12 protein-coding genes and 1 tRNA gene are annotated in these 13,100 nt (G+C 35.0%); 8 read left to right on the forward strand and 5 right to left on the reverse strand.

Annotated elements, in window-relative coordinates:
* Positions 1 to 102: 102 nt before the first annotated feature.
* The gene (locus H4J76_RS15490) at positions 103 to 1,746 is read right to left on the reverse strand and encodes an NAD(P)/FAD-dependent oxidoreductase (RefSeq protein WP_182218015.1); all 1,644 of its coding nucleotides are present in this window, start codon (positions 1,744 to 1,746) and stop codon (positions 103 to 105) included.
* Between the two features lie 141 nt (positions 1,747 to 1,887).
* On the opposite strand from H4J76_RS15490, the gene fdxA reads away from it, so the two are divergent.
* The 5 genes from fdxA (at position 1,888) to H4J76_RS15515 (ending at position 5,205) form a co-directional block, all read left to right on the forward strand.
* Entirely contained in the window at positions 1,888 to 2,217 is a 330-nt protein-coding gene (gene fdxA, locus H4J76_RS15495; protein ID WP_182218013.1) for a ferredoxin FdxA, read from the forward strand.
* Positions 2,218 to 2,297: 80 nt separating this feature from the next.
* Positions 2,298 to 3,164 (forward strand): fructosamine kinase family protein, encoded by an 867-nt coding sequence (locus H4J76_RS15500; RefSeq protein WP_182230915.1) that lies wholly within the window; start codon positions 2,298 to 2,300, stop codon positions 3,162 to 3,164.
* A 129-nt stretch (positions 3,165 to 3,293) separates the two neighbouring features.
* Positions 3,294 to 3,515, forward strand: a complete 222-nt coding sequence (locus H4J76_RS15505) for a CPXCG motif-containing cysteine-rich protein (RefSeq protein ID WP_070373751.1) — start codon at positions 3,294 to 3,296, stop codon at positions 3,513 to 3,515.
* 149 nt (positions 3,516 to 3,664) lie between these two features.
* On the forward strand, positions 3,665 to 5,026 hold the full coding sequence (locus tag H4J76_RS15510; RefSeq protein WP_070373752.1) for an MATE family efflux transporter: 1,362 nt from the start codon (positions 3,665 to 3,667) through the stop codon (positions 5,024 to 5,026).
* A 102-nt stretch (positions 5,027 to 5,128) separates the two neighbouring features.
* Positions 5,129 to 5,205 (forward strand) — tRNA-Val (locus H4J76_RS15515).
* A gap of 667 nt (positions 5,206 to 5,872) precedes the next feature.
* On the opposite strand, the gene H4J76_RS15520 is transcribed toward H4J76_RS15515, so the two are convergent.
* From H4J76_RS15520 to H4J76_RS15535, 4 genes are all read right to left on the reverse strand, one after another.
* A complete protein-coding gene (locus H4J76_RS15520) occupies positions 5,873 to 6,655 on the reverse strand; it encodes a class D beta-lactamase (RefSeq protein WP_182218011.1) in 783 nt (260 codons plus the stop codon).
* A gap of 171 nt (positions 6,656 to 6,826) precedes the next feature.
* On the reverse strand, positions 6,827 to 7,042 hold the full coding sequence (locus H4J76_RS15525; protein ID WP_182218009.1) for a GDCCVxC domain-containing (seleno)protein: 216 nt from the start codon (positions 7,040 to 7,042) through the stop codon (positions 6,827 to 6,829).
* The gene (gene merC, locus H4J76_RS15530; RefSeq protein ID WP_182218008.1) at positions 7,030 to 7,419 is read right to left on the reverse strand and encodes an organomercurial transporter MerC; all 390 of its coding nucleotides are present in this window, start codon (positions 7,417 to 7,419) and stop codon (positions 7,030 to 7,032) included. Before merC ends, H4J76_RS15525 begins: the two co-directional genes overlap by 13 nt.
* A gap of 64 nt (positions 7,420 to 7,483) precedes the next feature.
* Positions 7,484 to 7,861 (reverse strand): MerR family transcriptional regulator, encoded by a 378-nt coding sequence (locus tag H4J76_RS15535; RefSeq protein ID WP_182218027.1) that lies wholly within the window; start codon positions 7,859 to 7,861, stop codon positions 7,484 to 7,486.
* Between the two features lie 592 nt (positions 7,862 to 8,453).
* Between H4J76_RS15535 and H4J76_RS15540 the strand changes: the two genes are divergently transcribed.
* From H4J76_RS15540 to H4J76_RS15550, 3 genes are all read left to right on the forward strand, one after another.
* Positions 8,454 to 9,185, forward strand: a complete 732-nt coding sequence (locus tag H4J76_RS15540) for a hypothetical protein (RefSeq protein ID WP_182218006.1) — start codon at positions 8,454 to 8,456, stop codon at positions 9,183 to 9,185.
* 560 nt (positions 9,186 to 9,745) lie between these two features.
* Positions 9,746 to 12,082 (forward strand): ATP-binding protein, encoded by a 2,337-nt coding sequence (locus H4J76_RS15545; RefSeq protein WP_182218004.1) that lies wholly within the window; start codon positions 9,746 to 9,748, stop codon positions 12,080 to 12,082.
* Between the two features lie 238 nt (positions 12,083 to 12,320).
* A partial coding sequence (locus H4J76_RS15550; protein WP_182230916.1) for a transposase occupies positions 12,321 to 13,100 on the forward strand: 780 nt, incomplete at its 3' end.

Genomic DNA, 13,100 nt, shown 5'->3' on the forward strand with positions numbered 1-13,100 from the left:
ACGCTTGAATATATTTTTAATAATATAAACTATTTCTTTTGGGAAATATTTGAGGTCGCAAATATAGGGGAATTCCCCTTTATTTGCAATATAAAGACAGACTTATCTTTTTGCCATCATTGCCAGCGCCATCGCTTCTGCGACTTTAATACCATCAATACCCGCAGATAATATACCACCGGCATAACCAGCACCTTCACCAGCCGGATAAAGACCTTCGACATTAATGCTTTGCAGTGACTCTCTGTCACGGGTAATTTGAATGGTTGATGATGTTCTTGTCTCAACAGCCGTTAATGTCGCATCATTCATTGAAAAACCTTTTATCTTACGTTCAAAGGCAGGTAATGCTTCACGAATAGCGGCAATAGCGTAATCAGGTAAGGTTTCACTTAAGTCGCAATATTTAACGCCGGGCTTGTATGAAGGGCTAACTTCGCCATGCTCACCGCTTTTACGTCCAGCAAGAAAGTCACCGACTAACTGCACTGGCGCATCATAATTTTCTCCACCGAGTTTAAAGGCTGTTTCTTCTAAACGGCGTTGAAATTCAATACCCGATAATACGTCTGAAGGATCATCTTTATTAGCAAAGTCGCTAGGCTCAATACCAACAACAATTGCGCTATTCGCATTACGCTCATGACGCGAGTATTGGCTCATACCATTAGTGACTAAGCGCCCTTCTTCTGATGCCGCTGCAACTACAGTTCCGCCAGGACACATACAGAAGCTGTAAACACTTCGACCATTATTACAATGGTGTACTAATTTATAATCTGCAGCGCCTAATATTTCATTACCGGCATTGTCACCAAAACGAGCATCATCAATAACTGATTGCTCATGTTCTATGCGAAAGCCAACTGAAAAAGGTTTAGCTTTTACCGAGACTTTATTTTTAACAAGCATCTCAAAGGTATCACGTGCGCTATGACCTACGGCTAAGGCAACATAATTGGTATCAATACGTTCGCCACTGGCCAGTGTTAAGCCATTAATACGTTTGTGTCCATCAGCACCTTGCTCTTCATCAAAATGAAATTCGTCAACGCGTTGTTCAAAACGAATTTCACCACCAAGCGCAATAATCTTAGCGCGCATTTGCTCAATCATAGTAACGAGCTTAAAGGTACCAATATGCGGTTTACTCACAAATAAAATTTCTTCAGGCGCGCCTGCATCAACAAATTCATGCAGCACTTTACGGCTATAATGTTTCTTGTCTTTAACTTGGCTATAGAGTTTACCATCAGAGAAAGTACCTGCACCACCCTCACCAAATTGTACATTAGATTCAGTATTGAGTATTTTTTTGCGCCAAAAGCCAAAGGTATCTTTGGTGCGTTGACGTACTTCTTTACCGCGCTCTAAAATAATCGGCTTAAATCCCATTTGAGCAAGTACTAATCCGATAAATAAGCCACATGGACCAAAGCCAATAACAACAGGTCGTTGTGATAAGACTTCTGGCGCTTGGGCAACAAAATTGTAGCTCATGTCAGGGCTTACTTTTACTTGGCTGTCTTTAGCAAATTTTTCAAGTAATTCTTCATTAAGGCGAGTGTCTACATCAAGCGTATAAATCAACACTATTTTTGCTTTTTTACGTGCGTCATATCCGCGCTTATGAACCGTAAAATCAATTAGCTGATCTTCAGAAATTGATAATGTATCTAGAATAGCCAGTTTTATATCAGCTTCTTCATGATCAAGCGGCAGTTGGATATTTGTTAAACGCAACATAGTGAGCGGTTCCAAAAAGAGAAAAGGGAATTTTTCGGCATTTTACCTGAACATACCTCTCAGTTAAATCAACAATTGAAATTATTGCTAAGCTAGGTATGATCAGCTCGAAAATATTTCATCTCATCAAAAGAGTACGTTATGGCATTTGTAGTTACCGACAATTGTATAAAATGTAAATACACCGACTGTGTAGCAGTATGCCCAGTGGATGCATTTTATGAAGGTCCTAATTTTTTAGTCATCAGTCCTGAAGACTGTATTGATTGTGACTTATGTCCGGTTGAATGCCCTGCAGGCGCTATATATCAAGAAGATGACGTTCCTGAAGATCAAAAAGAATTTATCGAACTCAATGCTGAGTTAGCTAAAGTATGGCCGAGAATAACCGAAGTAAAACCCGCACCTGCCGATGCACAAGAATGGGATGGTGTACCCAATAAAATAGCTCACTTAATTATTGAAAATTAAAATCAGCTCAGCAAAATAAACACATTGCTCAATTATTAACTATACTCACACCAACAGGGTCAATGAATAATTGGTGCATTATGTGGCAATCTATTGAGCAAGCAATCAAAACTGAAACCGGTGAGCAATTCACTATTGAAAAAAAGCGCCTTATTTCAACAAGTGAAAGCAATTTAGCTTACCAACTAAGCAATAAGCAACATCATTACTTTATTAAAATTAAAGATAAAAATCACTTCAACCATTTTGAATCAGAAGCTTACGCCCTAAATCAAATACGTTCTCTTAAACAAATCACTTGCCCCGAAGTTATAGCATTAGGAAGCACCCTTGATAAAAGCTTTATTGTGCTTGATTACATTCCATTTTCACACGCTACCGAAAAACATTGGTATAATTTAGGTGCACAACTCGCCTTGATGCATAAAGGTTCGTCACATGGACAATTTGGTTGGCAACACGACAATTATATTGGCGACACTTTACAGCCGAACAACTGGCGTAGTAATTGGAAAACATTCTTCGCAGAACAACGAGTTGCTTGGCAATTACAATTACTGAGCGAAAAATCAATAACACTGGGTAACATTGACCATATTACTGATATTTGTCACGACGCATTAAATCATCACGATGTTAAACCTTGCCTAGTTCATGGTGACTTATGGATGGGTAACTTAGGCTTCACAGACTCTTTGTCAGTCATTTATGATCCTGCTTGCTATTATGGTGACCGAGAAGTCGATATTGCGATGACCGAACTCTTTGGCCAACTACCTTATGATTTTTATCAGGGTTACCAAGATATTTTCCCCCTTGAAAAAGGCTATGAGCAACGAAAGCTCATTTATAATTTTTATCATATCCTAAATCATGCAAATCTATTTGGTGGTATCTATATTGATCAATCGAGAGCTTTGTTATCTCGAATTTTATCATTACATTAATGTTAAAATAAAATTGATTGCACACAGTAAGTTAAATAATTTAGACAACTTTATTTTTGATTTTGTTAGCGATTTTTACAAATATGAACATACTTAATCATCAGTAACCAAAAGAATCTAGGAGGCAAAATGTCCCAGGAATCAAGCTTACAAGCGATAAAAGACAAACGTATTAGCTGCCCTCATTGTGGTCATCACTTACATTTAGCTTTAGATACATCGGCTGGTGATCAAGATTATTACGAAGAGTGCCCTTCTTGTTGTCGAGATATTCACTTAAATATGCATATTGATGAATACCGCCAAAAAATTCAATTAGCGATAGACAGTGATGACGAACAAGTTTTTTAGTAATTATTACTCTTGTTTTCGCTTCACCATTGTTTTTTATAAAGGCTAAATTCACTAGAGAAACATTGCACAACTGCTTTAAACCTATATCATTCTCATCTTGATCATTTTTCTTCTTAAAATGATGGTTTTATAAGCACTCTTCCCTAATGAATATTACTGACTTTAGAAAAAACACCAAAAGCCTAATGAAATTGGCTTATCCTATTTTGATCGCTCAACTTGTGCAAACCCTAATGGGATTTGCAGACACGGTGATGGCTGGTCGAGTGAGTGCAACCGACATGGCTGCAGTAGCGGTTGCTAGCAGTGTTTGGTTACCCTTAATACTAACTATATATGGTTTAGTCATGGCACTTGCTGCCATAGTATCGCAACTTGCTGGAGCAAAAAAATTCCATTACGTTGCCAAAGCGACCTATCAAACCGCATGGATAGCATTAACCTTAGGTCTGTTGTTGATCGTTTTATATTATGCGATCACCCCCTTAGTCATTGAACAAATCCCACTAGAAAGTCATTTAAAACAATTACTTTTTGACTACTTAGGCTATATCGTTTGGGGTGGTCCGGGTTTTTGTTTATATCTTGTCTTAAGAAACTACTCTGAAGGTTTGTCGCATACCAAACCAACAATGATCATCAGTATCATAGGTTTGTTAATTAATATTCCGGCTAATTATATTTTTATCTACGGTGAGTTTGGCATGCCTGCATTAGGTGGTGCCGGTTGTGGTATCGCCACAGCTATCGTTTATTGGGTTATGTTTGTCTCGATGTTCATTTATTGTTACGTATCAAAAAAATTAAAACATGCCTCATTATTTGAACGTTTTTACTGGCCAAATTGGCTAGAAATAAAAGAAATACTGACGATCGGTTTTCCTATTGCAATGTCATTACTGTTTGAGGTGAGTTTATTTGCCGTAGTCGCAATTATTCTGGTGCCCTTTGGCGCAGAGGTTGTTGCAAGCCATCAAATAGCCATTAACTTTTCAGGCTTAGTATTTATGGTGCCATTAAGTTTAGCTATGGCCGTGACTATACAAGTGGGTTATGCCGTTGGTAATAATGATTTAGCTAACGCGAAAGAAATATGCAATTATTCACTGATATTGTCACTTGTTATTGCAGTTGGTACTGCACTATTAACGATTGCTTTACGCTACCCCATCGCAGAAATATATACGCTAGATAGAAAAGTGATTGAGTTAGCCGCTAGCTTAATGTTTTTAGCTTCTTTATTTCAGTTTTCCGATGCAATACAAGTTATTTCTGCGGGAGCATTGCGAGGCTATAAAGATACGCAGTCTATTTTATACATTACTTTCTTTTCATATTGGGTCATTGGCTTAAGTTTAGGGCTAATTTTAGGGTTAACCAACTGGATAATTGACCCGATTGGTCCTTATGGTTTTTGGATAGGTATAATTTTTGGCTTAACAACTGCAGCCGTATTATTAGCTTGGCGACTCAGTATCATTCAAAAAAGAGTCGAAATGGCGCATTAATAAGCAAACAGTTAATTATTTAAATTGAAATACATAAAACTACTTGCAACTAACATTTCATATCGATAATATGACGCCCGTTGGTTAAAGCAACTAACAATTGCTCGCTTAGCTCAGTTGGTTAGAGTACTTGCATGACATGCAAGGTGTCACTGGTTCGAGTCCAGTAGCGAGCACCAAATTAAAGAACGGGATTACAGCGATGTAATCCCGTTTTTGCTTTAATAAACAAATTGTTACGGCTAATCTAAATAACTATCTCTTATTGATTTGTAGATGGTATCTAAAGAAATTCCCTTCAACAAGTGACCAATTTACTACGGACAGATCCTAAACTAAGTGAGTCTGATGATATAAGGTCTTTAGGGGATAAATTACATGATGATTCCGTGCGACCCAAGAAGTAACGCCTCGGTACACATGAAGGTGTTGCAAGCTCATATATACTCGCTGATTCAAAAAATTACATATTGCGAATTTATCGATAGATTGTAGCAATTAATGTAACAAAATAAATTGTAAATAATCGTCCTGTTATATAACAATGTAATTAGACTTTAATTGACTTTTTTACACCTCTTAACCGTAAATCTACACATCTATTAAACCCATCAACAGTTATCAGAGACTATAAAGACCTTAAGTATGTTCTACTTTAGGTTGGTGTTTCCTATTAAGAAGGGTTGTTCTAATCGATTATGTCAGGAAGCTACAAAGCGGTCTTAATTTTTGTTTAATTTATCATAGCCAAAGGTCTGCTTGGCCATTGCCGACATTCATCATAAAACGAATACTAGCTCAGTACCAATAGGGCATTTTATTCTGAAGTGGCTATTTATTATTAAGTTATATTATTCCCGCTAACGATAGTTGCTCTTTTGCAGCATCAATCCTAGTGTTGATGACCTCTTTGAAAGACTTACCATCAATATTTAAAGCAAAATAATAAGTTTCTTTCTTGGTTTCAATAAACCCTACATACCAGCCTAGGGCCTTATCTTTAGCGACTCCACCAGCTCCCGTTTTGGCATATAGTTTATAATCTTCGGTAGTTTCAGCTAACATGATGTCTTTCAACTGCATCAATGAACTTTTCGATACTGCTAACTTATGATTATATAAGCGTTGAAGGAAGTCGACTTGCTCTTTAGCACTTATTTTTATACTTTTATTCAACCAAAAATTATCAATACCTGATGATATATCTTGATTGCCATATTGAAAATCAGCTAAGTATTGACTCATTCTCTTTTTATTAATTTTACTTGCTGTATCTTGATAGATAGGAACTGCCGAATACTTATAAGCCTCCCTTAAAGAAATAGGTGCTTCATACCAAGTTTTAGGCCACCACTTTTGAATTGGATAATCCGCTATATCAAAAGTAAGCTCTACTTCAGTATTTTTAATGACGCCTGTATCTAAAGCTATAAGGGAATGTGGAATTTTGAATGTTGACCAAGGTGTCATTCGCTTAACAGCCCTTTCGGGATTTATAATGCTGTATTCACCAGACTGTTCACTTTTTAGAACAAAGGTGCATGAGCTATAACATAAAGAATTAGCATGAGTTGCTATCGAAAAACTAAACCCTAGTAAAGAAATTAATAACTTTTTAAATTTTATCATTTTTGTCCAATATAATTATTATGGTTTCAATATGAACTGTTTATTACCAAGCTTAAATCAAGCCACTTCAAATGGTTACGTCAACTATGGGTATTTCAAAACACATAGATTTGACCGAACCAATAATTCTCTCATTACTGGCAAAAATGCCACCACAGCGGACATAGACGGTTAGCTATTACAGCAACCTTGTCCTTCTTGAATTGGTGGGCATTTAACAGTTCCATAAGAACAGAAAACGCAACAATCACCTTTTAAGGGCTTTAATAATGCTTTGCATGATTCACATTCATAGAACCACTGACAGGCATTGGTTGGCATTTTTTCTGTTTTATTATGTCCGCACTCAGGACAAGTTATTGTTGAGTTTAATTTTATACTTTGCATATTATCTCCTTTATAGGTTTTACAATATCTAATACTGACATTACGACCATTAAACTTATGCCAAAGTAGAATAAATAGGTACTCCAACCATATTGCCAAAGAGGATATAGTGTTAGTAAAACAGCTGTAGGACCAAGAATACTTAAAGCACCTCTTAAATGGCTTTTATTGCGATACCAATTATATATATTTACGAGTAACGCAAGGGTAGCGAAAATAGGTAGTAAAGTATTTACTGCAACGCCTTCAAAAGACGAAAGAAATCCCAAACCAAATACGGATACCAACGAGCCTAATGCAGGAAAACAGGCAGTACAACTAAGGGCTGCTATCCAAACCCCACCAGAGCCAACTTTATCGAGTAATTTGTTTATCATATAGAATCATTCCTAAGTAATTTATCATCACGATAAACCCCGTATACAGATACGGAGTCAACAATTACTTTAATGAGTCAATAATAGGGCAAGAATATTGGTCTTGATTGGTTTTACATGAATTTGTCATTTTACTAATAACGCTCTCTAGACGCTGTAAATCAAATATTTTATTTCGAATTATATCCAATTTTTGCAAACCTAGGCTTTCTACTTGGGCGCAGTTATTTTCCATAGACATTAGTGAGGATATCTCTTTTAATGTAAAGCCAAGAGCTTTTGCTTTAGCGATAAACCTAAGCTTGTCTGCAATAGCACTACTATATAAACGATAACCATTTTCTGGCTTAATAGGTTGAGAAATAAGTCCTTTTTTTTCATAAAACCTTATGGTCTCAATATTTATATCTAACTCTTTGGCGAGCTTGCCAATTGTCTTCATACCTATAGTCACTTATAAAGTTAAATGATTTCACAATCTGAGAAATGAAGTATATTAAATCATTGCTTATCGTTCAATTAAGTCATTATTGCTAATAACGCTGAGTGTCTTTTTTGAGCCTTGAACTAGACGTTAGCTATAACTACTTGCTAATTTCCGCTTTAGCGCACCAAGGGGACATTAGAACCTACAAATATTAGGCTAAAACTAAATTGGTTTGGACTTTTGTTTAACCGTCACTTATGCCGATTTGAAGACCTAAGGTGTTAGAACCATACCTACAGCTTTGGGACAGTAAGCGCTCGTAAATTGAGAACATAATCACTATTCCTAGCAGTCACAATGAGCCGAAAGCCGACATTTTTTAGGTTTATTTCAATTCAATAATTAGCCCACAGTGTCATCAAAACAGACATTATGAACTTCCCTAACCTTGCTAGAAAACAAATGAGTTACATTGTAACCTCAACTAGAGGTGTTTATAAGCAAAGTCAAGGAAGTCCACTAGGGTATTTGAACAAAACAATAACGTTTCTTTTCCCTCAATTTACATCTGCTATAATTATATTTCGCTCTAAAGGTTGGGTGTTTTATGAAATTTTGTGCTTTTGTTATATTATTATCGTTTTTCTCACTATCAACGTTTTCAAAATCAATAACGTTGAGTCGAGGGGAAGATGCTGTATTACAAAATTTTTCTGAATTAATACTTCAAAAAGCATATCAAAAAATAGGTATTGAATTAAAGGTAATACATGTACCCATTGCTAGATCTTTGGTCTTGGCAAACAATGGCATAATAGATGGTGATGTCTCAAGAATTTCAAAAATTGAAAATCAATATGGCAACTTAATAAAAATTCCAGTACCAATTAATCATATTGATATCAGAATGTTTACTTATAATAAAAAGCTATTGGAGAAGAAAAATAACATAAATGGTTTTTATCGGATGGGATGTGTTCGAGGACTTATTCTTGTGGAAAAAATATCAACAACAATGAAAGTGGACTGCTATAAAGTTAATGGCCACAAAGAAGGTATTAATATGTTAAATAAAAATAGAATTGACGTGTTACTTTTACCTCTAACGATAGGTGCCTATTTTAAGAGCGTCGATTCTAAATTTTCTACCAGCCATTACAGTGAATCACTAGGCCGTGAACCGTTGTTTCATTATCTCCATAAAAAACATCACAAATTGGTTCCTAAACTGACTTTAATATTGCAACAAATGAATATTGATATTTATGAAAAAACTTATAGAGACTCCTTGAAAGAAACTCTTTCCCCCGATGGTAATTCAAGTGTTCTAATAAATTAACTATATCTTTAGTGTGTATTGATAAATAGTAAGCCGATAAAATAGTGATACCGTATATAGTTACAATTAATATTTTTATTAAAATAAAATCTACAATTTCTTTATGTTCAGCTTATTGAGATGTCTGAGTAATATTCGCCAAACCAATCTAAATTTATATGACGATTTCACCTAAATCACCTTAAAAGTAATATTCTACTTCATCCAAACTATAAAAGGTTCATGACTGTTTTTTCTTACTAATTTTGACGCGAAAAATTATAAATTATTTCAGGTGTCCGCCTACAATGATTAGCAGATCACCACGCATAAAAGCTCGAAGTTGATCACTGGCAATAGTCAATGATGGTTTGCCATTGTTCTTGGCTAAGCGTAATTCTCATGTTTATCTCCTAAATTAAGTGGGGAGATAACATACCCGATATCAAACGCTAACAGCAGGTGCCGTTAGCTATAAGGTTACATATAATGTATTGCCTTATCAGTATAGACTTTGCTTTGCTTAATAATGATATTTGGTTTATAACTACAGTAAGAATATTAATAAATCGCCCCAATTGATGACTAATAAATCCATAAAAAACAAATCGATTCGTCTTAGAATAATCTTTTTAATTATTTTGGTTTTTACTCTTGTATTAGTGTTTTTTTCATATTTTTTAAAAGATTTTATTACTGGAGTTGAACAAGATTTAGGTAAAAAAATGGTGCTTCAACATGCCATTATCAACAAAGAAAAAGCCCTCAGTCATTTTACACAAAACTTAAATCTAGTTAAACGTTCCTTGCTCAATAATACATATCAAGACTGGATGAAAAATAACGATAATGAAAAATTTAAAACAAAAGCGATTCAGTCTGTTAAAAAAGACTGTCAAGTTATAGATTGCTATGGCTGGTTTATCCTTTCAATTGCCCCCCTTACTAGTATTGATTGGAATAAAGAGAGCAATACCATAAAAACGGTTCCGCTGAAATTAGAAGAAAATTCTTGGCTACCAAAAAAGCTAAAAGAAAATAATGAGTTTTATGTCGATGCTGATATTAATACTATTGATGGAAACACCTATGTTTTTTTTGATTATATAGTAAGAGAAAATGATCAAGTCATTGGAACGGTTGGAAGCTACGCATTAGTCTCAACTATTACTAATCAATTACTCAGTACCTCTAACCAAGATATTTTAGATGTACTTATTGATAATCATGGTGTATTTCGTACTAGTTTGAATGAAAATACCAGTCGTTATCATCCCTCTCTTTCAAAGTTTTTGTCCAACAAAGAATGGCATCAAGTCATCGGGGATGATCTAGATAAAAGCAGCTTAATAAAACTAAAAAATAATACTAATAGTCATTCGGTAAAAACGATTGATATCAGAATTAATGAAGTTAATTATATAGCCGCTATTGTGTATATCGAGGAAATAGAATGGTATGCAATGAGTTTATTTTCAAAAGAAGCAATGGAAGGAAGTATTGTTATTCTGCCTCTCTTTTTAGTTGGCACCCTACTTCTTTTTAGCGTTATTGCACTTACACTTTATTTTTTGAACAAGCTGGTTTTTAAACGACTTATCGTGATGAACAAATCAGTTAATAACATTGCATTAGGTAATTATAAAGACTTAATTAAAGATTGTCGTTCGGATGAATTAGGTACTTTAGCTCAAGGGATAAACACCATGAGCCAAGAAATTTCAAAGAATCTATCAAAGATAAAGTCTCAGAATAATGCGCTAAATGATGCTATTGATAAAGCAAATGCAGCAAATAATGCAAAATCTATTTTTCTATCAAACATGAGCCATGAAATAAGAACCCCTATGAATGCAGTGTTAGGTTTTGCTGAAATAGGAAGAAACACCAAAGTTTTATTTGAAAAAGATGATTCACTTGAACAAATACAACGTTCAGGTGAACACTTACTGCAAATAATTAATGACGTATTAGACTTTTCTAAAATAGGATCCAAGCAACTTGAGTTGGAAAAAATCTCATTTAGCTTTAGTGCTATTCTTAAAAAAATAACACAAATTTGTAAGTCGGATATTGATAAAAAAAATATATCATTAAATTTCCTATTAGATGATTCGATTCCTAGCCACTTAATTGGTGATCCACTAAAAATAGAACAAATCATCATTAATTTGGTTAGTAATGCTATAAAATTTACGGAACATGGCAGTATTGATATTAACACTCGTCTAAAAAGACAAAACGAAAATAACGTTATCATAGAGTTAAGTGTTAAAGATACAGGAATAGGTATAACGCCAGAACAACAAAAAAACTTATTTATAGCTTTTTCTCAAGCCGATAATTCAATCACTAGAAAGTTTGGTGGCACAGGATTAGGATTAGCGATAAGTAAGCAATTAGTCGAAATGATGGGGGGGGAAATCACACTAAAAAGTGAACGAGATAAAGGCACTGAATTCACATTCACCATACCTTTGACATACTCTACTGAAAAGTTAGAGAAAAAAATAGAAGAATCAGCTGATTTTGATTTAGTAAAATTAAAAGCAGCTTTGTATGGAAAAAAAATCTTGCTAGTTGAAGACAATAGAATCAACCAAATTGTAGCTAAAAAAACACTAGAGCCATTAAGTATTTCAATTGATATAGCAGAGAATGGCTTACAAGCAGTAGAAAAAATGAAAAACAATACTTATTCTTTAGTGTTAATGGATATACAAATGCCTGAGTTAGACGGACTACAAGCCACAGAACAAATTAGAATGTTTGATAATGATACTGTAATTATTGGTATGTCAGCTCATGCTAGTATCCAAGATACTGAAAAAGCGATTAAATCAGGAATGAATGATTATATGACTAAACCCATTAAGCAAAAAACAGTTTTTTTGATGATATCAGAATATATCTTTTAGTTCCGCAGGTAACTAACACCAAATAAATCTATGCCTTTAGAAGCAAAATTTAGGAGATAGGGTAATATGTTTCTTAAACGTTCATGATGATGGTAACTAGTCTATTTTTAGATGTGATTTAAGTAGTGTTATCGGTACTCCTCATAAAAAACATTAATTAAGCCACCCATAATAACTTGTTTGTATTTTCAATAATAAACTACACTTAAATTACCCTCTTATAAGTGTGGTGATTATTATGCCCAAGCCTCGTTCACAACAAATTAGTTTATCTGATACACCGTATTATCATATTTGCAGTCAAACCGTTCGAAAAGCCTTTTTATGTGGTGTTGATAAAGAAACCGGTGTCAGTTACGAGCACAGGCGTCATTGGATTGAACAGCGTATTTTTACATTATCTCAAGTCTTTGCTATTGATATTTGTGCTCACGCTGTCATGAATAATCACTTACATTTAGTCCTTCATGTTGATAGTGAAAAAGCTAACAACTGGACGACGCTCGAGGTACTGTTCCGTTGGCATAAGTTGTTTAAAGGCACCCTGTTGACCCGTCAATATCAACAAGAGCAATCATTAACGACATTCGAAATGGAAATGGTTGAAGAAACAGCACAGGTCTATAAACAGCGCTTAATCGATATCAGTTGGTATATGCGGGCATTAAACGAGCCTATTGCTCGACAAGCCAATAAAGAAGATGAATGTACTGGGCACTTTTGGGAAGGACGCTTTAAATCTCAAGCCCTGCTCGATGAAGGGGCATTACTTGCTTGTATGGCTTATGTAGATTTAAATCCAGTGCGTGCGGGCATTGCCCCAACACCTGAGCAATCGAGTTTTACCAGTATTCAACTGCGTATCAAAGCAGCCATTATCGGAGAGCAACCCTCAACGTTATTACCTTTTACGGGCAATGAACATCAAGAGAAAACCTCAGGTATCCGCTTTAGCTTGAAGGACTATTTAACCCTTGTAGATGAAACAGGTCGCGTAATAAGAGCAGACAAACGAGGC

Source organism: Colwellia sp. BRX9-1 (assembly GCF_014077195.1).
In the GTDB taxonomy this organism is placed as follows: Bacteria; Pseudomonadota; Gammaproteobacteria; order Enterobacterales; family Alteromonadaceae; genus Colwellia_A.